The following is a 22071-nucleotide window of genomic DNA, read 5'->3' as shown; positions in this document are numbered from 1 at the left end:
CCACAGGGAGAGGGGGAAAGAGTTCCCTCTCCCTGTGGGAGAGGGTTAGGGTGAGGGAATTTATTAGATCTTACATGCGCCGCTTTCGCAGCCATCGTCCTGAATTGACGGCGCCAGGTCGTCCTGGGCGTCTTCCGCACCATCACGGGTGTTGTGATAGTACAGCGTTTTCACGCCAAATTTGTAGGCGGTGAGCAGGTCTTTCAGCAGTTGCTGCATCGGAACCTTGCCTGACGGGAAGCGCGTCGGGTCGTAGTTGGTATTGGCAGAGATCGACTGGTCGATAAACTTCTGCATGATACCCACCAGTTGCAGGTAGCCATCGTTGTTTGGCATTTCCCACAGCAGCTCGTAGTTGTTGCCCAGCGTTTCGTAATCCGGTACCACCTGACGCAGCACGCCGTCTTTCGACGCTTTGATGCTGACGTGGCCGCGCGGTGGCTCAATACCGTTGGTGGCGTTGGAGATCTGCGAAGAGGTCTCGGACGGCATCAGGGCAGAGAGCGTGGAGTTACGCAGGCCGTGAGTTTTAATGGACTCGCGCAGGCCTTCCCAGTCGAGGTGCAGCGGCTCGCTGACGATCGCATCCAGGTCTTTTTTGTAGGTGTCGATCGGCAGAATGCCTTTCGCGTAGGTGGTTTCATTGAACCACGGGCACGCGCCTTGCTCTTTCGCCAGCTCGTTGGAGGCTTTCATCAGGTAGTACTGAATGGCTTCGAACGTCTGGTGCGTCAGATTGTTGGCGCTGCCGTCGGAGTAACGCTTGCCGTTTTTCGCCAGCCAGTAGGCGAAGTTGATCACGCCGATACCTAAAGTGCGACGGCCCATTGCGCCGCGTTTTGCCGCCGGGATTGGGTAATCCTGGTAGTCCAGCAGGGCGTCGAGCGCACGAACCGCCAGCACGGCCAGCTCTTCCAGCTCGTCCAGGCTCTTAATCGCACCCAGGTTGAACGCAGAGAGCGTACACAGGGCGATTTCACCATTTTCATCGTTCACATCGTCCAGCGGTTTGGTGGGCAGGGCGATCTCCAGGCACAGGTTGGACTGGCGCACTGGCGCAACCACCGGATCGAACGGGCTGTGGGTGTTGCAGTGGTCAACGTTCTGGATGTAGATACGGCCGGTAGAGGCACGTTCCTGCATCATCAGGGAGAACAGATCGACCGCCTTCACGCGCTGCTTGCGGATGCTGTCGTCTTTTTCGTATTTGGTGTACAGACGCTCGAATTCGTCCTGATCGGCGAAGAACGCGTCGTACAGACCCGGGACGTCGGATGGGCTGAACAGGGTGATATCTTCACCTTTCAGCAGGCGGGTGTACATCAGCTTGTTGATCTGCACGCCGTAGTCCATGTGACGCACGCGGTTGCCTTCCACGCCGCGGTTGTTCTTCAGAACCAGCAGGCTTTCCACTTCCAGGTGCCACATTGGGTAGAACAGGGTCGCAGCGCCACCGCGCACGCCGCCCTGAGAGCAGGATTTTACTGCCGTCTGGAAGTGCTTGTAGAACGGGATACAGCCGGTGTGGAACGCTTCACCGCCGCGGATCGGGCTGCCCAGCGCACGGATACGACCAGCGTTGATGCCGATACCAGCACGCTGGGAGACGTATTTTACGATGGCGCTGGAGGTCGCGTTGATGGAATCCAGGCTGTCACCACACTCGATCAGTACGCAGGAGCTGAACTGACGGGTAGGGGTACGCACGCCAGACATGATTGGCGTAGGCAGAGAAATCTTGAACGTAGAGACCGCATCGTAGAAACGCTTCACGTAGCCCAGACGGGTTTCACGTGGATAATTAGAGAACAGGCAGGCGGCCACCAGAATATAGAGGAACTGAGCGCTCTCGTAGATTTCGCCCGTCACACGGTTCTGAACCAGGTATTTGCCTTCGAGCTGCTTCACCGCCGCGTAGGAGAAGTTCATGTCGCGCCAGTGATCGATAAACCCGTTCATCTGCTCGAACTCTTCTTCCGTATAGTCTTCCAGCAGATGCGTGTCGTATTTGCCCAGCTCAACCATTTTCACTACGTGATCGTAAAGCTTCGGCGGCTCGAACTGGCCGTAGGCTTTCTTACGCAGGTGGAAAATCGCCAGACGCGCAGCGAGGTACTGATAATCCGGTGCGTCGCGGGAGATCAGATCTGCCGCTGCTTTGATAATGGTTTCGTGGATATCAGACGTTTTGATGCCGTCGTAGAACTGAATGTGAGAACGCAGTTCGACCTGGGATATAGATACGTTGTTCAGTCCTTCTGCTGCCCAGTCGAGAACTCGATGGATTTTGTCCAGATTGATACGCTCGGTAGTACCGTCGCGCTTTGTCACCAGCAGACTCTGATTCATGTGGGTTTTTACCTGTCCGTGAAATAAAAAAATATCCCCCGCTTATCCACAGAACCGTCTTGTGACTAACTCTGTGGATAAATACTACATATAGGGGTTTTGCGATAAGAAGAACGCTATATGGTGAGTATTCTAGTATCGAATCTTTTCAGCACAAGGGTTGATTTTGACGTTAAATTGAGGTTGTGAAAGGGTAAAAAAGGCTAAGTCCTCGTACCGTAAGGCCTGGAAGAGATGTCAATATTCCAGAAAAAAAATTCAAAATTTGATCGAGTGCTGATTTCTTCAACGGGAGGTCAGAATTGCGCAACATGATGTCGCGCAATCTTTATAAGAATAACGAATGACGTTAGTCGTTTTTGGCGGTTGTGTGCAACATATAGTTAACATCCACGCCCGGGGCAAGTTTGAATTTATCCGTCAGAGGATTGTAGTGCAGACCCGTCATGTGCTGCTCCTTAAGCCATGTCTGGTCAACCCAGCCCAGCAGTTCGGCAGGCTTGATGAACTTCTTCACGTCGTGCGTCCCTTTCGGCACCATGCGCAGCACATATTCCGCGCCTACCACGGCCATCAGCCAGGCTTTGCCGTTGCGGTTGATGGTCGAGAAGAAGACCTGTCCACCCGGTTTCACCAGTTTTGCACAGGCGCTGACGACCGACTGCGGATCGGGAACGTGCTCCAGCATCTCCATGCAGGTCACCACGTCATACTGGTGCGCATGTTTAGCCGCGTGCTCTTCCACGGTTTCCTGGACATATTCTACCTGTACGCCGGACTCCAGCGCATGAAGACGCGCAACCTGTAGAGGTTCGAAGCCCATGTCCAGACCGGTGACGGTGGCCCCTTCGCGCGCCATGCTTTCCGCCAGGATGCCGCCACCGCAGCCGACGTCGAGCACTTTCTTACCGAACAGACCGCCGGAACGCTCCGCGATATAGCCCAGACGTAGCGGGTTAATACGATGCAGAGGTTTGAACTCACCTTCGAGATCCCACCAGCGGGACGCCACCGCTTCAAATTTGGCAATCTCTTCGTGGTCAACGTTGTGAGCCACCGGGGATTTTTCGGCATTCATGGGCGCTTTTACTCCTTATTTAGCAAGACAAATGAGTATATCAGGCAATCCCTGTGAATAAAGCGTATAGGTTTACCTGTATCACCGCGGCTGTGTTATAATTTGCGACCTTTGAATCCGGGATACAGTAGAGGGATAGCGGTTAGATGAGCGACCTTGCGAGAGAAATTACACCGGTTAACATCGAGGAAGAGCTGAAAAGCTCCTATCTGGACTATGCGATGTCGGTCATTGTTGGCCGTGCGCTGCCGGACGTCCGCGATGGCCTTAAGCCGGTACACCGTCGCGTACTATACGCCATGAACGTATTGGGCAATGACTGGAATAAAGCCTACAAAAAATCTGCCCGTGTCGTTGGTGACGTAATCGGTAAATACCATCCCCATGGTGATTCCGCGGTGTACGACACCATTGTCCGTATGGCGCAGCCTTTCTCGCTGCGTTACATGCTGGTAGATGGTCAGGGTAACTTTGGTTCTATCGACGGCGACTCCGCCGCGGCAATGCGTTATACGGAAATCCGTCTGGCGAAGATTGCCCATGAGCTGATGGCTGACCTGGAAAAAGAGACGGTTGATTTCGTTGATAACTACGACGGCACGGAAAAAATTCCTGACGTTATGCCAACGAAGATCCCAAACCTGCTGGTGAACGGTTCGTCCGGTATCGCAGTGGGTATGGCGACCAATATTCCGCCGCACAACATCACGGAAGTGATTAACGGCTGCCTGGCCTACATCGACGATGAAGACATCAGCATTGAAGGGCTGATGGAACACATCCCGGGCCCGGACTTCCCGACGGCGGCAATCATCAACGGCCGTCGCGGTATTGAAGAAGCGTACCGTACCGGTCGCGGCAAGATTTACATCCGTGCCCGCGCCGAAGTGGAAGCGGACGCCAAAACCGGCCGTGAAACCATTATTGTTCACGAGATCCCGTATCAGGTGAACAAGGCGCGTCTGATTGAAAAAATCGCCGAGCTGGTAAAAGAAAAACGCGTTGAAGGCATCAGCGCGCTGCGCGACGAGTCTGACAAAGACGGTATGCGCATCGTGATTGAAATCAAGCGCGACGCGGTGGGTGAAGTTGTGCTGAACAACCTTTACTCCCAGACTCAGCTTCAGGTCTCCTTCGGTATCAACATGGTTGCGCTGCACCATGGCCAGCCGAAGATCATGAACCTGAAAGAGATCCTGAGCGCGTTTGTGCGTCACCGCCGTGAAGTGGTGACTCGACGTACCATCTTTGAACTGCGCAAAGCGCGCGATCGTGCCCATATCCTTGAAGCACTGGCCGTTGCGCTGGCGAACATCGACCCGATCATCGAACTGATCCGCCGTGCGCCGACGCCAGCAGAAGCGAAGGCGTCGCTGGTTGCGCGTCCATGGGATCTGGGCAACGTGGCGGCGATGCTGGAACGTGCCGGCGATGATGCCGCGCGTCCTGAGTGGCTGGAGCCGGAATTCGGCGTGCGTGACGGTCAGTACTACCTGACTGAACAGCAGGCCCAGGCGATTCTGGATCTGCGTTTGCAGAAACTGACCGGCCTTGAGCATGAAAAACTGCTCGACGAGTACAAAGAGCTGCTGGAGCAGATTGCCGAGCTGCTGCATATCCTGGGTAGCGCAGAGCGCCTGATGGAAGTGATCCGTGAAGAGCTGGAGCTGGTTCGCGATCAGTTCGGCGACGAGCGTCGCACCGAAATCACGGCCAACAGCTCTGATATCAACATTGAAGATCTGATCAACCGCGAAGACGTGGTCGTGACGCTGTCTCACCAGGGTTACGTGAAGTATCAGCCGCTGACCGACTACGAAGCACAGCGTCGTGGTGGTAAAGGCAAATCTGCGGCGCGTATTAAAGAAGAAGACTTCATTGACCGTCTGCTGGTGGCCAATACCCACGACACGATCCTCTGCTTCTCCAGCCGGGGCCGTCTGTACTGGATGAAAGTCTATCAGCTGCCGGAAGCGAGCCGTGGCGCGCGGGGTCGACCTATCGTTAACCTGCTGCCGCTGGAAGCGAACGAACGTATCACCGCCATTCTGCCGGTACGCGAGTACGAAGAGGGCGTGAACGTCTTTATGGCAACCGCGAGCGGTACCGTGAAGAAAACCGCGTTGACCGAATTCAGCCGTCCACGTTCCGCCGGGATCATCGCGGTGAACCTGAACGAAGGCGACGAGCTGATCGGCGTGGATCTGACCTCCGGTTCTGATGAAGTGATGCTGTTCTCTGCGGCCGGTAAAGTGGTGCGCTTTAAAGAGAACGCCGTGCGCGCAATGGGTCGTACGGCGACCGGCGTGCGTGGTATCAAGCTGGCGGGTGAAGACAGCGTGGTTTCCCTGATCGTTCCGCGTGGCGAAGGCGCAATCCTGACCGTCACCCAGAACGGCTACGGTAAACGTACGGCGGAAAGCGAATACCCGACCAAGTCTCGCGGCACGCAGGGCGTTATCTCCATCAAAGTAACCGAGCGCAACGGTTCCGTTGTTGGCGCGGTACAGGTGGACGACGCGGACCAGATCATGATGATCACCGATGCCGGTACGCTGGTGCGTACCCGCGTGTCAGAGATCAGCGTGGTGGGTCGTAACACCCAGGGCGTTATCCTCATCCGTACTGCGGAAGATGAAAACGTCGTCGGTCTGCAACGCGTTGCTGAGCCGGTGGATGACGAAGAGCTCGACTCTATCGACGGCAGCGTCGCGGAAGGGGATGATGAAATCGTCCCGGAAGCGGACACCGATGATGAAGCAGCGGATGACGCTGACGAGTAACGTCTCCTGACGCATAAAGGGCCGGTTTCCGGCCCTTTTGTTTTGCGCAAGCAGACAAGTGAACGTTGCGACAAGCCGCGTTTACCGCTACCTTAACCACATTCTTTTTTCCCCGATGGCGGAGCCTCGCCCCTTTGAAATACCTCGTCTCCTTTCGTACCACGTTAAAAGTCTCTCGCTATCTGTTTCGGGCGCTTGCGCTACTGCTATGGTTGCTGGTGGCACTGCTCTCGGTGTTTTACATCGTTAACGCGTTACACCAGAAAGAAGCGGAGATCCGCCAGGAGTTTAACTTAAGCTCGGATCAGGCCCAGCGCTATATCCAGCGCACGTCTGACGTGATGAAAGAGCTTAAGTATATCGCTGAGAATCGACTGACGGCGGAGAACGGCATTCTTGCCCTCCGCGGTCGGGATGAAAAAACCGAAGTACCTGATTTCGAACCGCTCTTCCCGGACTCCGATTGTTCCGCGATGGGCAAAGCCTGGCGTGGCTCACTGGAGTCCCTGTCATGGTTTATGCGCTACTGGCGCGATAATTTTTCGGCCGCTTACGATCTAAACCGCGTCTACCTGATTGGCAACGAAAATCTTTGCATGGCGGACTTCGGTCTGCGAGATATGCCCGTCGAACGCGAAGACGCGCTGAAAAGCCTGCATGAGCGGATAGTGAAATACCGCAATGCGCCTCAGGAAGAGCGCGGGAACAACATCTTCTGGATAAGCCAGGGGCCGCGCATGGGCGTCGGCTATTTCTATGCCCTGACTCCGGTTTACCTCGGAAACCGCCTGCAAGCGCTGCTGGGGATTGAACAAACCATCCGCATGGAAAACTTCTTCACGCCGGGCAGTCTGCCGATGGGCGTGACCATTCTGGATGAGAACGGCCACCCACTCATCTCCCTTACCGGGCCTGAAAACCGCCTGAAGGTGGAGCCCAGCTGGATGCAGGAGCGGTCATGGTTTGGCTATACCTCCGGGTTCCGCGAGCTGGTGCTGAAGAAAAGTTTACCGCCATCGTCGCTGAGCATTGTCTATTCGCTGCCGGTGGACAAGGTGCTGGAGCGCATTCGCATCCTGATCCTTAACGCCATTTTGTTGAACATCGCGGTAGGCGTCGCGCTGTTTATGCTGGCGAGAATGTATGAGCGGCGGATCTTTATTCCGGCGGAAGCGGATGCTCAGCGTCTGGAGGAGCACGAGCAGTTTAACCGTAAGATTGTCGCCTCGGCGCCGGTGGGGATCTGTATCCTGCGTACTCAGGACGGGACAAATATCCTCAGTAACGAGCTTGCCCATAACTACCTGAACATGCTCACGCATGAAGACCGCCAGCGGTTAACGCAGATCATCTGTGGGCAACAGGTTAACTTTGTGGATGTGCTGACCAGCACGCACACCAATCTGCAAATCAGCTTCGTCCATTCGCGCTACCGCAATGAAAACGTGGCGATTTGCGTGCTGGTGGACGTCTCCGCGCGCGTTAAGATGGAAGAGTCATTGCAGGATATGGCGCAGGCGGCGGAGCAGGCCAGCCAGTCGAAATCGATGTTCCTCGCGACCGTCAGCCATGAGCTGCGTACGCCGCTTTACGGCATTATCGGTAACCTCGATCTTCTCCAGACCAAAGAGCTGCCGAAAGGGGTCGACCGCCTGGTGACGGCGATGAACAACTCGTCCAGCCTGCTGCTGAAAATTATCAGCGATATTCTCGACTTCTCTAAAATTGAATCCGAGCAGTTGAAAATAGAACCGCGTGAGTTCTCCCCGCGCGAGGTGATGAACCATATCAGCGCCAACTATCTGCCGCTGGTGGTGCGCAAACAGCTGGGGCTGTACTGCTTTATCGAGCCGGATGTGCCGCTGACGCTGCATGGCGATCCGATGCGTCTGCAACAGGTCATCTCGAACCTGCTAAGCAATGCCATCAAATTCACCGATATCGGCTGTATTGTGCTGCATGTCTGCCGGGCAGGGGAGTACCTGACTATTCGCGTACGCGACACCGGTGTTGGCATTCCGGCGAAAGAGGTCGTTCGCCTGTTCGATCCGTTCTTCCAGGTGGGGACGGGCGTCCAGCGTAATTTCCAGGGGACCGGGCTGGGTCTGGCGATTTGCGAGAAGCTTATCAGCATGATGGACGGGGATATCTCCGTCGATACCGAGCCGGGTATGGGCAGCCAGTTCACCATCCGTATCCCGCTCTACTCGGCACACTATCCGGTGAAAACCACGGTCGACGGGCTGAGCGAAAAGCACTGCTGGCTGGCGGTGCACAACGCCTCCTTACATGATTTCCTGACCTCGATGCTGACCAGCAGCGGTGTGCGGGTCTCACGCTATGAAGGCCAGACGCCGGACGCAGATGACATGCTGATTACTGACGTTGAGCCAGACAAGGCGTGGGCGGGGCGGGGCGTGGTGATGTTCTGCCGCCGTCATATCGGTATTCCGATTGAGCGTTCGCCCGGGGTATGGGTGCACAGTGTGGCGACACCGCACGAAATGTTGGGCTTGCTGGCGCGTATTTACAGCGTACAGCTTGAGGACAGCGATGGCGCTACCGTGCTGGCTTCCCCTGATGAGCTGGCATCGGTGAATGACGATATGATGATTCTGGTCGTCGACGATCATCCGATTAACCGTCGTCTGCTCGCAGACCAGCTTGGCTCTCTGGGCTATCAGTGTAAAACGGCCAATGATGGCGTGGATGCCCTGAATGTCTTAAGTAAGAATCATATTGATATTGTGCTCAGCGATGTGAACATGCCTAACATGGACGGCTATCGTCTGACGCAGCGTATCCGACAGCTGGGGCTGACGCTGCCGGTGGTGGGGGTGACAGCCAACGCACTGGCGGAGGAGAAGCAGCGCTGTCTGGAGTCGGGAATGGACAGCTGCCTGTCGAAGCCGGTCACGCTGGATGTACTGAAGCAGACGCTATCCGTGTATGCGGAGCGGGTGCGAAAAGCAAGACAATAAAAAAGGCCCGAAAGGGCCTTTTTTATGTGTCCGACGGCACTGCGCTTGCGCGGGCCTACGGGGTCTTTAGACCGGGTAACCGCGAGGGTCACCCGGCGTAGACAGCGACGATCAATCTTTGTCCGTTGCGCTCAGCGTCACGGAAGAGAGATAGTTCAGCAGGGCGATATCGTTATCCACACCCAGCTTCATCATCGCGGATTTTTTCTGGCTACTGATGGTTTTGATACTGCGGTTCAGTTTCTTGGCGATTTCAGTAACCAGGAAACCTTCAGCGAACAGACGCAGAACTTCACTCTCTTTAGGCGAGAGACGCTTGTCGCCATAGCCACCTGCGCTGATTTTTTCAAGCAGGCGTGAGACGCTCTCAGGCGTGAATTTCTTCCCTTTCTGTAGCGCCGCCAGCGCTTTAGGCAGATCGGTAGGTGCGCCTTGTTTCAGCACAATCCCTTCAATATCAAGATCCAGAACGGCGCTCAGGATCGCCGGGTTATTGTTCATGGTCAGAACAATGATCGAAATGTCCGGGAAGTGGCGTTTAATGTATTTGATGAGCGTAATCCCATCACCGTATTTATCCCCAGGCATGGAGAGATCGGTAATGAGCACGTGCGCATCAAGTTTAGGCAGGTTGTTAATAAGGGCTGTGGAATCTTCAAATTCACCGACTACATTCACCCACTCGATCTGTTCAAGTGATTTGCGAATACCGAACAGTACAATCGGATGGTCATCGGCAATAATTACGTTCATATTGTTCATGTATAAGGCTACCTTGCTACAGCAAGCTCTTGACGTAAGCGTCAATGTCGCTGATGTATTTTTCAATGCCAGAGGCATCTTTCTCACGAATTAGATGTTCCAGCGTTTCACATAACTGCTTGCCGGGAACCAGATTAAGCATGGCAAACACCCCTTTAAGCCGGTGTGCTGTCTGTGCCAGCGCTGCAAAATCCTGCGCAGCGGACTCAGTATACAACCGCTTAACATCATCTGGTACTGTATCAACGAAGAGCGAATAATATCCGCTGGCATGGAGTTCGGCATTTTCATCGCCGCCTAACGGTGACTCCAGGATCTCTTCCTGCGCCAGATTCTCTTCAATCAGTTGTAATACAGCTTCCTGCATTGCATTGCTCATATTAAAGTTGACGCGCAGCTGCCCAGGGCCGATTTTCCGCACGCCTGGCTCATCATCGCTTAAAAGCAAGCCGGAGGCAGTAAGATTAGACGGATTATCAGTTAAAAATAGATCAAATTCTTGACTCGCGAGCCTTTCGTCCGGGGTAATGCAGGACGCGCCCCAGTTTTCCAGCTGACGAACGACGATATTACGGATCTCACTTGAGGTCACGTCCACCATCACCACCACATCATCCAGCAGACGCTCTTCATCCTCTTCCTGAGGATTCGCCGCCATTTTAACATGCAAGGAGTAGCGGGTGCCGAGGGATTCGCGCGCCTTAATGTTCAGATGACCGCCCAGCTTACGCGCCAGCTGATCGCAGAGCCAGAAGGTGAGGGCATTCGCCTTACCGTAGTGGTCGCGCTGGGTATCGTTCAGGAACGGGAAGTGCAGGTTATCGATTTCGCTCACGGTGACGCCTTCGCCCGTATCCAGAATACGGAACGTCAGACGATCGTCGGTGGACTCATCGGTGCTGACTTCAAGGGTGATCTTGCCGATCTGTGTCGTGGTGACGGCATACTGAATCAACATCATCAGGATGCGACGCAGCGCATCGCGATCGCCGTGACGCTCGTCGTTGGCCGGTAAATGGTTGTTGATCAGCAGCTGGAGCCCTTTGCGCTTGATCACCGGCAGGACTTCCGGAACCACCTCATCAATCAGATCCTGGATGGAGAAGAGCGTAGGGGTGCCCTTCCAGATGTCATTCTCCAGCATGTTCGCAAGCTGGATTTCGTCCACCAGACGAACCAGCGAGTCGGCCTGACTGCTAAGCTGTCGGCTTTCCGGCGTGCTTAAATCAGCAATCTGCGTGGCGAGTGACTTCAGCGGCTGTTTAAAGGCATCGCCAATGTTTTGCATAAACGCCGCGCGGCCATGCTGGTTTTTCTCATACAGCCTTTGCGCCTGCTTGAGCTTTTTATTCACCAGCACTTCGCGATCCTGATCGCGGATGATGAAGATTTGCGTGCGCGAGGCGACCTGACTGCGGAACTGACGGATCTCATACAGTTCATTATTAATGGTGGCCTGAATGACGCCCTGATGCTGGTCCGCCATGGCCGTAATATTTTGCAGGTTAAGATGCGGCAGAAGGTGATCGGCAATTTTGTTGCTCATCACCGTCCGGTTTGCCTCCTGATCGTGAACAAGCACCCCAAGCGGCAGCACGGAAATAATCTCTTCATTCAGGGCACGAAGAACACGCAACTCGTTGCTGGTCCCGGCTGATACCGACGTCGAGTCGCTCTGGCGGCCCGACTGGAAACGGAAGGTGCTGTAGCCAAACAGCGCCAGCGCCAGCAGGCCGATATTCAACAGCAGCGGCAGCATAATGTTTTGCAGGGTATCAAGCATCAGGGTGCCAAAAGGCACCTGCCACACCAGCCGCATACCGGTTGAGTTGAGCGATGAGGCAATCTCAATCTTCGAGCCATTAAATGAGATCGCTACGCTGTCCGGGCCTTCTTTATCCGACGGCGTGCGCATATTTTGGGTGCTGTTGTCTGGCTCCAGTCGGAAACTGTCCAGCGGCATATCCGGCGGGATAAGATCGTTAATTGGCAGATCGAAGGCAACCACGGTCGCCAGATGGCCCGGCTGGTTAAAGGTGGTTCGCAGCGTAAAGTAGTGGCCATTCTGCCAGGCAAGACGGCGTAATGACGAGAAACTTTCGCGCTCGTCCAGCGCGTTGGCCTGTTGCAGCATTTCTGCCCGACGGGAATCGACAATGCTGCCAACGGTGGTCTCTTTAAAGCCCGACGAGAGATCCTTAAGCGGCAGGGTCGAGATCAGGATCATGCTGTTGTCCTGACCGTTCAGGTAATACATGGACCACGGTACGGTCTCGGCGCCCCACAGGGTGTCCAGATAGGAGGAGATCCGCTGCGTCATCTCAAGCGTTGCGCTGTCGTGCGAGCCGAAAATCAGGGCTTCCGTCTTGCGCTGCGGTTTTTCAAGGTAATACACATCCTGCTTAAGGCGCGTTTCCTGCAACCCTTCGCCTGATGAGGTGGCAGGTGCGGCGGCGATATTGTCGTAGATTTGCCAGGTCGCGTAGCGCCACGTATCAATGCGCTTATGCACCGCATGGGTGATATCGACAATTTGATAGCTTTTATCTTTAAGCCAGGTATTCACGGCGCTCTGAACCATCACTCCCATTGTGACTAACAGCACAACGATCAACAGAAGAAAGAAACGGGTGATGCTGCCCGGTAGAAGGGAGAATTTGCTCGGGGCGGTAGTTTCAGTCTGACTCATCGATGTGTTTAACCCGTAATGGCCGCGCGGTAATGGGATAGGGCAGTATAAAGGGTAATAACTGAATTTCCAGCGTCGTTATCGGTATGACCTTGACTTTTTATCTGTCGCAACCCGCTTCAACGTCATCCGTGTGAAAGATGTACAAAACCCAGTGAAATGTACAAATATGCTGTTACAACGGCAGTAAAATAGCACGAATTAACAAGAAATTAATTTTGAAAGTGAAAAGGAAAATCTGTAATCGCCGGGCGATGGATTTAGTTAATAGTCGTTATCATTACAGACGGGTAGCACATAAAATGTCTGTTGACGTAAAGAAAGGTAAAAAAAAACCGAATGCGGAGCATCCGGTTCAATTAGGGATAAACAGACATTCAGAACTGAATGACGGTAATAAATAAAGTTAATGATGATAGCGAGGGTTATTTTAGTGGTGTTGACGGGAATTTTTTTGTCATTCAGTGCTGTACTCTTTTTTAAGTTAGTCTTTTGAATTTTATAGGATATATTTTTGTTTTGATTATCCGTGCTATATTTTTAAACTTTTGATGCTTTGTGAAAGTTCCTTGAAATTTACATATTGAAACATCTTGATGGTAAAGTGAAACATCTTCAAAGTTTTCGTATCATATTCCTGTTGGATTATTCTGCATTTTTGAGGAGAATGAACTTGCCGACTGGTTAAGAGGGTTGACCAGTAAGCAGTGGTAAATAATAAGGCATATAACAGAGGGTTAATAAAATGAAAGTTAAAGTACTGTCCCTCCTGGTACCAGCTCTGCTGGTGGCAGGCGCAGCAAATGCGGCTGAAATTTATAACAAAGACGGCAACAAATTAGATCTGTACGGTAAAGTGGATGGCCTGCACTATTTCTCTGATGACGACAGTGCAGACGGCGACCAGACCTACATGCGTCTGGGCTTCAAAGGCGAAACTCAGGTTAACGACCAGCTGACCGGTTACGGCCAGTGGGAATACCAGATCCAGGGTAACTCTGGTGAGAACGAAAACAACTCATGGACGCGTGTGGCGTTCGCAGGTCTGAAATTCGCTGATGCGGGTTCATTCGACTACGGTCGTAACTACGGCGTTGTTTACGATGTGACTTCCTGGACCGACGTTCTGCCGGAATTCGGCGGCGATACCTACGGTTCTGACAACTTCATGCAGCAGCGTGGTAACGGCTTCGCGACCTACCGTAACCAGGACTTCTTCGGTCTGGTTGATGGTCTGAACTTCGCGTTGCAGTACCAGGGTAAAAACGGCAGCCCAAGCGGCGAAGGCCAGACCAACAACGGTCGTGACGCGCTGCGTCAGAACGGTGACGGCTACGGCGGCTCTCTGACTTACGATCTGGGCGAAGGCTTCGCACTCGGTACGGCAGTCACCAGTTCTAAACGTACTGCTGACCAGAACGCTGCGGGCTACTACGGTGAAGGCGATCGCGCAGAGACCTACACCGGTGGTCTGAAATACGACGCGAACAACATCTACCTGGCTGCACAGTATACTCAGACTTACAACGCGACCCGCGTTGGCGATCAGGGCTGGGCTAACAAAGCACAGAACTTCGAAGTGGTTGCTCAGTATCAGTTCGACTTCGGCCTGCGTCCATCCGTGGCTTACCTGCAGTCTAAAGGTAAAGACATCGAAAACTATGGCGATCAGGATATCCTGAAGTATGTTGACGTGGGTGCGACTTACTACTTCAACAAAAACATGTCCACCTATGTTGATTACAAAATCAATCTGCTGGATGAAAATGACTTCACCCGTCAGACAGGTATCGGTACTGACGATATCGTCGCGCTGGGTCTGGTTTACCAGTTCTAATTGCTCATACTGCAACAAAGGGGCCATCAGGCCCCTTTTTTCGTGCTTTTTTAGGGTCTTCAAATACGCTGTTTTAGTGTACTCTTGCCGCCCTGGCATGAGGATAATAACCAATGGATATGACTTTTTTACGCGCCAGCGTTCTGGCGACTTTTTTACTCCTGACCGCGTGTGACTCTTCTACACAGCCCGCAAAAATCGACGCACCCGCCGCGACGGTGCTGGAAGGGAAAACCATGGGGACCTTCTGGCGCGTCAGCGTGATGGATATTGATAAGTCCCGCGCTGAAGAACTACGCGGTAAAATTCAGGCGCAGCTGGATGCCGACGATCAGCTACTCTCTACCTATAAAAATGACTCAGCGCTGATGCGTTTCAATCGCTCCAGCAGCACCTCGCTGTGGCCGGTGAGCGAAGCAATGGCCGATATCGTCACGGAAGCCATGCGCGTGGGCTACAAAACCAACGGCGCAATGGATGTGACCGTGGGGCCGCTGGTGAACCTGTGGGGATTTGGCCCCAACAAGCAGCCGGTGACCACACCCGATCAAGCCGCCATCGACGACGCCCGCGCGCGTACAGGGTTACAGCATCTGGCGGTGATCTCCCAGTACGGTCAGCAATACCTGCAAAAAGACATTCCCGACCTGTTTGTGGATCTCTCCACGGTAGGCGAGGGGTATGCTGCGGATCATCTCGCGGCCCTGATGGCGCAGGAAGGTATTCCCCGTTATCTGGTTTCCGTCGGGGGCGCGCTCGTCAGCCGGGGCATGAACGCCAGCGGCAGGCCGTGGCGAGTGGCCATCCAAAAACCAACCGATCAGCAGAACGCGGTGCAGGCGATTGTCGACATCAACGGGCACGGTATCAGCACCTCCGGAAGCTACCGCAACTATTACGAGCTGGATGGCAAACGTATCTCGCATGTGATTGATCCGCAAACCGGACGCCCGATTACCCACAACCTGGTGTCCGTGACGGTGATAGCGCCAACTGCGCTGGAAGCCGACGCCTGGGATACCGGATTGATGGTGCTCGGCACGGAGAAGGCCAAAGAGGTGGTGCGTCAGGAAGGGCTGGCCGTTTATATGATCACCAAAGAGGCTGACGGGTTTAAAACCTGGAGTTCACCGCAGTTCAACAGCTTCCTGGTGAGCGAAAAAAATTAAAAAGCAAGGTTGCGGGTTTTTGTTCGGTGGCGTTCAGGCAAGCTGAGCGTATGCTTGTAAGAGGAGCCGATGATGAAAAACACAACCTATCTTACCGATGAGGATCGCTGGCAGGCTGTTCTGGCCCGCGATCCGCGTGCGGATAACCAGTTTGTCTTTGCCGTGCAGACGACCGGCATTTATTGTCGTCCGTCCTGCCGTGCCCGCCACGCGCTGCGTAAAAATGTCTGCTTTTATCCTGATGCTCACCAGGCCGCGCAGGCGGGTTTCCGCCCCTGTAAGCGCTGTAGGCCGGACCAGGTCGACCCTATGGCGCAGAAAAAGGCCAACGTTGCGCTGGCCTGCCGACTGCTTGAGCAGGATGCCGCGCTGAACCTGGAGGCCCTGGCGCAGCAGGTTGGCATGAGTCCGTTCCATCTCCACCGCTTGTTTAAATCCGTCACCGGCATGACGCCGAAAGCATGGCAGCAGGCTGCGCGTGAACAACGCCTGCGTAGCCTGCTTGCACAGGGCGGTAAAATCACCGACGCCGTACTGGCCGCTGGCTTCCCGGACGGCAGCAGCTACTACCGTAAAGCCAACGGCGCGCTGGGCATGACGGCGAAACAGTACCGTAACGGAGAGGCTGCGGTCCGCTATGCCATCAGCGACTGCTCGCTGGGCCACTGTCTGGTGGCGGAAAGCGAGCGCGGGATCTGCGCAATACTGCTGGGTGATGACGACGCCGGGCTGACGGCTGAGCTGCTGTCACTGTTTCCGCTTGCCGTCCGTGAACCGATGGAAGGCGCATTTGCCGGGCGTGTTCGTCAGGTGATTGCCTCTGTCGACAGCCGCGCGATGCCGTTGACGTTACCGCTGGATATCCGGGGTACCGCTTTCCAGCAGCAGGTCTGGCAGGCGCTGCGGGCTATCCCCTGCGGTGAAACGGCAAGCTATCAGCAGGTGGCGAAGGCCATTGGTAAACCCAATGCCGTACGTGCCGTGGCGGGGGCCTGCGGAGCCAATAAACTGGCGATAGTTATCCCCTGTCACCGCGTGGTGCGTAACGACGGTGCGCTGTCGGGTTATCGCTGGGGTGCAACGCGTAAGGTGCTATTGTTGAAACGTGAGGCGAACAACCCGGAGGGATAATGCTCGATCTTTTTGCTGATGCTGAACCCTGGCAGGAGCCGCTCGCGCCGGGGGCGACGATCCTGAGACGTTTTGCGCTTTCCCGCGCGGCGGCGCTGTTCGACGGTATTGATACCGTCACCGCCCGTTCGCCGTTTCGCCATATGGTCACGCCGGGCGGGTATACCATGTCCGTGGCGATGACCAACTGCGGCGAACTGGGATGGGCGACGAATGAGCGGGGCTATGTATATGCCGCGAACGACCCGCTGACGTATCGGCCGTGGCCACCGATGCCGGAGGCGTTTCAGGCGCTGTGTCACGATGCCGCCGTGGCGGCCGGCTATCCTGATTTTCGTCCCGATGCCTGTCTGATCAACCGCTATGCCGTCGGCGCAAAACTCTCCCTGCATCAGGATAAGGACGAGCCTGACCTGCGCGCGCCGATTGTCTCGGTATCCCTTGGGTTGCCCGCTGTCTTTCAGTTTGGCGGCCTGCGGCGCAACGACCCGCTCAAACGGCTGATGCTGGAGCATGGCGATGTGGTGGTCTGGGGCGGTGAATCACGGCTTTTTTATCACGGTATTCAGCCGCTTAAAAATGGCGATCACCCGGTGGCGGGGGCGTTTCGCTACAACCTCACGTTCCGCCAGGCAGCGTACAGAGAATAAAAATAAGAATTATTCTTGATGTGTGTGAAAGGCAGTTTACACTGCTGGCTGATTTTTCTTGTCCGGATTGCTCTGCATGCAACTACTTCTTCTTGTCTGGCGGCAGTATCGCTGGCCTTTTATCGCGGTGATGGCGCTAAGCCTTGCCAGCGCGGCGCTGGGGATCGGCCTGATTGCCTTCATTAACGTGCGTTTGATCGAAATGGTCGACACGTCACTCTCCGTCCTGCCGGAATTTCTGGGTTTACTGCTGCTGCTGATGGCAGTCACGCTCGGGTCACAGCTGGCGCTGACCGCGCTCGGCCACCACTTCGTTTTCCGTCTGCGCAGCGAGTTCATCAAACGGATCCTTGATACTCAAGTGGAACGCATCGAACAGCTGGGAAGTGCTTCTCTGCTGGCGGGGCTGACCAGCGATGTGCGCGCCATTACCATCGCCTTTGTGCGCCTGCCGGAGCTGGTGCAGGGGATCATCCTGACCTTTGGCTCGGCAGCCTATCTCGCCTGGCTCTCCAGCAAAATGCTGGCGGTAACGGCGCTGTGGATTGTTATTACCATCTGGGGCGGGTTCCTGCTGGTATCACGCGTCTATAAGCACATGGCGGTGCTGCGCGAAACGGAAGACAAGCTCTATAACGATTATCAGACAGTGCTGGAAGGGCGCAAAGAGCTGACGCTGAACCGCGAGCGCGCCGAACATATCTTCAATCATCTCTATATCCCGGATGCGCACGAATATCGTCATCACATTATTCGCGCCGATACGTTCCACCTGAGCGCCGTGAACTGGTCCAACATCATGATGCTGGGTGCCATTGGCCTGGTGTTCTGGATGGCGAACAGCCTGGGGTGGGCGGATACCAACGTGGCGGCAACGTACTCCCTGACGCTGCTGTTTTTACGCACGCCGCTGCTGTCGGCCGTTGGCGCACTGCCGACGCTGCTGAGTGCACAGGTGGCCTTCAACAAGCTGAAGAAGTTCGACCTTGCGCCGTTTAAGGCTGAGTTCCCGCGCCCGCAGGCCTTCCCGAACTGGCAAACGCTTGAGCTGCGTAACGTGACCTTCCGCTATCAGGATAACGCCTTCTCCGTGGGGCCGATAAATCTGACCATTCACCGCGGCGAACTGCTGTTCCTGATCGGCGGTAATGGCAGCGGCAAATCCACGCTGGCGATGCTGCTGACGGGCCTCTACCAGCCGCAGTCAGGCGAAATTTTGCTGGATGGCAAAGCGCTGAGCGCGGAGAAACCGGAGGACTACCGCAAGCTCTTTTCGGCGGTATTTACCGACGTCTGGCTGTTCGACCGGCTGCTGGGCCCGGAAGGGCAGCAGGCGGATCCGGCGCTGGTGGAGAAGTGGCTTGCGCATCTGCAAATGTCACACAAGCTGGAGCTACAGGATGGCAAAATCCTGAATCTCAAGCTGTCGAAAGGGCAGAAGAAGCGCGTGGCGCTGCTGCTGGCGCTGGCCGAAGAGCGCGACATCATCCTGCTGGATGAATGGGCCGCCGATCAGGACCCGCACTTCCGTCGCGAGTTCTATCAGGTCCTGCTGCCGCTGATGCAGGCGATGGGGAAAACCATTTTTGCCATCAGCCATGACGATCACTACTTCATTCACGCCGACCGTCTTTTGGAGATGCGCGACGGCAAACTGAGCGAGCTGACCGGCGATGAGCGCGATGCGGCGTCACGGGACGCGGTGGCGCGCACGGCCTGATTGCAATTGTGCCGGGTGGCCCCCGGCACACTCATTTTTCATATATGCCGTTTTTTTCTCCATCCCGACCCGCCGTTTATTCTTATTTACATATCCCCGCGCTATGCTTAACGCCAACTCATTTAATGGATTTATGATTGATGTCGGTATTAAAGAAAAACAGCGCCAGGCAGCGTGACCAGGAGCGTGCGCGGCTCATCTGGCTCCTGACGACCGATAAAGCGGTCACGTCAACGTTATTGGGTAAGCTAACCCTGGCTGAGCAATATGATGTCGGCACGCTGGCCGACGATATTGCTGAGGTAGGTGCGCTGGTTGCACATTTACCACCTCCGGATCTGGCGGACACCCTGGAGGCATTGCCTTCCGAGGAGCGCCACGCCCTGTGGCGGCTGGTGCAGGATCATGAGCGCGGTCAGGTGCTGCTTGAAGCCTCGGAAAACGTCTGGGATGACCTTATCGATGAGATGAGCGATCGGGACATTCTTGACGCCCTGCAAACGCTGGATATCGATGAGCAGATTTACCTCGTTCAGCATCTTCCGCGCAACCTGACCGGACGCCTGCTGGCTTCCCTGCCTGCCGAGGAGCGGGCGCGCGTGCGTCAGGTGATGCACTACGAGAAAAACAGCGTCGGCGCGATCATGGAGTTTGGCGTCATCACCGTGCGTCCGGACGTCACCCTGGGTACGGTGCAGCGCTATCTTCGTCGCCTGGGCAGTATGCCGGACAACACCGATAAACTGTTCGTCACCTCGCGGGATAAAACCCTGCTCGGGGAGCTGGAGCTGAAAACGATCCTGCTGAACAGCACCCAGCAGCGGGTAAGTGAGGTCATGGAAACCGAGCCGATGGTCTTCTCGCCGGAAGACGATGCCGAAAAAGCCGCGCGTACCTTCGAACGTGATGACCTGGTGAGCGCGGCGGTGGTGGATTCGGTGGGCAAGCTGATGGGGCGTCTGACCATTGATGAGATCGTTGACGTGGTCTATGAAGAGACCGATAACGACCTGCGTGCCCTTGGCGGTATCAGTGCCGAAGACGATGTTCATGCCTCCGTCGGCAAGGCCGTCAAAACCCGCTGGGCGTGGCTCGCCATCAATTTATGCACCGCGTTCGTGGCGTCCCGCGTTATTGACGGCTTCGAACATACCATTTCCCAGCTGGTGGCCCTGGCGTCGTTGATGCCGATTGTGGCGGGGATCGGCGGGAACACCGGCAACCAGACTATCACCATGATCGTTCGCGCCCTGGCGCTGGAAAACATTCAGCCGGGTAATTTTTCGTGGCTGATTTTCAGGGAGATGGGCGTCGCGCTGATTAACGGCCTGGTCTGGGGCGGCATCATGGGCGGCATTACCTGGTGGCTGTACGATGATATGGCGCTGGGCGGGGTCATGATGCTGGCGATGGTGCTGAACCTGCTGGTGGCGGCGATGATGGGCGTGATTATCCCATTGACGATGACCCGGCTGGGGCGCGACCCCGCGGTGGGGTCGAGCGTGATGATCACCGCCATTACCGATACTGGCGGTTTCTTTATTTTTCTTGGACTGGCGACGATTTTTCTTCTGTAGCCAGTGCTTTTTGCTTAAGTCGGGCAGGGAGGATGAACATCATCACAATCCCGCCCAGCACGCCAATCGCCAGGTTGCCGGTGGAAACCGTTGCCACAACCGTCACCAGCATCACGACGGTTTCAGCCACCGGCGCGTTTTTCAGCGTTCCGGGCTGAACGCTATGCCAGCTAAAGGTCTTGACGGCCACAATGGCCATAATACCCGCCAGTACCGCCATCGGGATTTTGGCCATCACCTCGCTGAGCGCCGTAACCAGCACAAGCAGTACGATACCCGCCGCAAGGGTGGAGATACGGCTTCTGCCTTTCCCCATCTCCACGTTAACGATGGTCTGCCCAATCATCGCGCAGCCCGCAATGCCGCCGTAGAACCCGGCCATAATATTCCCCACGCCCAGACCGATGCTCTCGCGGCGCTTGCTTGAAGGGGTAACGGTCAGTTCATCCACCAGCTTAGCCGTCAGTAGCGATTCCAGCAGGCCAACAAAAGCGATACTTAGCGCGCACGGCCAGATAATGCTCAGGGTTTCCAGATTGAGCGGCACCAGCAGTTGCGTAAAGCCCGGCAAACCGCCGCTCATGGAGCCTTCATCCCCTACCGTCGGCAGGATTTGCCCGCTGGTGACGGTGAACAAAGTCAGCAGCACAATGGCAATCAGTGGGGAGGGTACGCTTTTAATATAGCGTGGCACCCACAGCACAATCAGCAGCGTCAGCACGAACAGGCCTACTATCAGCGGGCTTCGGCTCCAGAAATGGGGCACCTGGGCAAAGAAAATCAAAATGCCAAGGGCGTTAACAAACCCGGTCATCACCGACTGGGGAATAAAGCGCATCAGCCGCGCCATTCCCAGCGCGCCGAACAGGATCTGAATCACGCCAGCCATCACCACCGCGGGCAGAATGTACTGTACGCCGTGTTGATGGACCATCGGGCCAATCACCAGCGCGACGGAACCGGCCGCCGCCGTCACCATGGCCGGACGCCCGCCGAGCAGGGAAAGGGCGAAACAGAGCACCACGGAGGCGATAAGGCTCACTTTCGGATCCACGCCCGCGACCACGGAAAACGAAATCACTTCCGGGATCAGCGCCAGCGCGGTAATCACGCCGGCCAGGGTTTCGCGCATCAGACGTTGAGGCGAACGTAAAACGGTGGCGACATGGCCTTCTTGGGGTACAGACGAGTGAGGTAATGACATAACAATTCGCTGGTAGGGGCAGGCTTCCGTGCGCGCGATCACAAAGTGCAGCATCATAGCCAGGAAAATCGTCGGGTGCCAGCCTGTATGCCAAAACCCTACAAACAATCCATCATTAAATTTCACAATTACAATAATTTC

13 protein-coding genes are annotated in these 22071 nt (G+C 55.3%); 8 read left to right on the top strand and 5 right to left on the bottom strand.

Annotated features, from left to right (window positions below; genetic code table 11):
• Positions 1–63: 63 nt before the first annotated feature.
• Together nrdA and ubiG are read right to left on the bottom strand one after the other, a co-directional pair.
• A complete protein-coding gene (gene nrdA, locus ACQG1K_RS15010; RefSeq protein ID WP_367076131.1) occupies positions 64–2349 on the bottom strand; it encodes a class 1a ribonucleoside-diphosphate reductase subunit alpha in 2286 nt (761 codons plus the stop codon).
• A 349-nt stretch (positions 2350–2698) separates the two neighbouring features.
• Positions 2699–3427: a bifunctional 2-polyprenyl-6-hydroxyphenol methylase/3-demethylubiquinol 3-O-methyltransferase UbiG gene (ubiG, locus tag ACQG1K_RS15005; protein ID WP_006811346.1), complete on the bottom strand. Its 729-nt coding sequence runs from the start codon at positions 3425–3427 to the stop codon at positions 2699–2701.
• 146 nt (positions 3428–3573) lie between these two features.
• Here ubiG and gyrA point away from each other — a divergent pair, with 146 nt between their 5' ends.
• Positions 3574–6210 (top strand): DNA topoisomerase (ATP-hydrolyzing) subunit A, encoded by a 2637-nt coding sequence (gene gyrA, locus ACQG1K_RS15000; RefSeq protein WP_023300608.1) that lies wholly within the window; start codon positions 3574–3576, stop codon positions 6208–6210.
• Between the two features lie 134 nt (positions 6211–6344).
• Positions 6345–9191: a two-component system sensor histidine kinase RcsC gene (gene rcsC / locus ACQG1K_RS14995; protein WP_023300607.1), complete on the top strand. Its 2847-nt coding sequence runs from the start codon at positions 6345–6347 to the stop codon at positions 9189–9191.
• A gap of 111 nt (positions 9192–9302) precedes the next feature.
• On the opposite strand, the gene rcsB is transcribed toward rcsC, so the two are convergent.
• Together rcsB and rcsD are read right to left on the bottom strand one after the other, a co-directional pair.
• Positions 9303–9953, bottom strand: a complete 651-nt coding sequence (gene rcsB, locus ACQG1K_RS14990; protein WP_003859405.1) for a response regulator transcription factor RcsB — start codon at positions 9951–9953, stop codon at positions 9303–9305.
• Positions 9954–9969: 16 nt separating this feature from the next.
• The gene (gene rcsD / locus ACQG1K_RS14985; protein ID WP_023300606.1) at positions 9970–12642 is read right to left on the bottom strand and encodes a phosphotransferase RcsD; all 2673 of its coding nucleotides are present in this window, start codon (positions 12640–12642) and stop codon (positions 9970–9972) included.
• 745 nt (positions 12643–13387) lie between these two features.
• On the opposite strand from rcsD, the gene ACQG1K_RS14980 reads away from it, so the two are divergent.
• The 6 genes from ACQG1K_RS14980 to mgtE all read left to right on the top strand — a co-directional run bounded on the left by ACQG1K_RS14980 (position 13388) and on the right by mgtE (position 20726).
• On the top strand, positions 13388–14479 hold the full coding sequence (locus ACQG1K_RS14980) for a porin OmpC (RefSeq protein WP_023306624.1): 1092 nt from the start codon (positions 13388–13390) through the stop codon (positions 14477–14479).
• 113 nt (positions 14480–14592) lie between these two features.
• Positions 14593–15648: an FAD:protein FMN transferase ApbE gene (gene apbE / locus ACQG1K_RS14975; RefSeq protein WP_023300605.1), complete on the top strand. Its 1056-nt coding sequence runs from the start codon at positions 14593–14595 to the stop codon at positions 15646–15648.
• 72 nt (positions 15649–15720) lie between these two features.
• Entirely contained in the window at positions 15721–16779 is a 1059-nt protein-coding gene (ada, locus tag ACQG1K_RS14970; RefSeq protein ID WP_367076126.1) for a bifunctional DNA-binding transcriptional regulator/O6-methylguanine-DNA methyltransferase Ada, read from the top strand.
• Positions 16779–17429 (top strand): DNA oxidative demethylase AlkB, encoded by a 651-nt coding sequence (alkB, locus tag ACQG1K_RS14965; protein WP_154849084.1) that lies wholly within the window; start codon positions 16779–16781, stop codon positions 17427–17429. The genes ada and alkB overlap by 1 nt, the downstream gene beginning before the upstream one ends.
• 76 nt (positions 17430–17505) lie before the next feature.
• Positions 17506–19149 (top strand): multidrug ABC transporter permease/ATP-binding protein, encoded by a 1644-nt coding sequence (locus ACQG1K_RS14960; protein WP_003859392.1) that lies wholly within the window; start codon positions 17506–17508, stop codon positions 19147–19149.
• A 140-nt stretch (positions 19150–19289) separates the two neighbouring features.
• The gene (gene mgtE / locus ACQG1K_RS14955; RefSeq protein WP_006811337.1) at positions 19290–20726 is read left to right on the top strand and encodes a magnesium transporter; all 1437 of its coding nucleotides are present in this window, start codon (positions 19290–19292) and stop codon (positions 20724–20726) included.
• On the opposite strand, the gene ACQG1K_RS14950 is transcribed toward mgtE, so the two are convergent.
• Positions 20689–21984 (bottom strand): SulP family inorganic anion transporter, encoded by a 1296-nt coding sequence (locus ACQG1K_RS14950; RefSeq protein ID WP_045308675.1) that lies wholly within the window; start codon positions 21982–21984, stop codon positions 20689–20691. The genes mgtE and ACQG1K_RS14950 overlap by 38 nt on opposite strands.
• Positions 21985–22071 lie beyond the last annotated feature (87 nt).

Source organism: Enterobacter cloacae complex sp. 402C9 (assembly GCF_050030745.1).
Classification (GTDB): Bacteria; Pseudomonadota; Gammaproteobacteria; order Enterobacterales; family Enterobacteriaceae; genus Enterobacter; species Enterobacter intestinihominis.
This window is presented reverse-complemented; position numbering and strand designations above follow the sequence as displayed.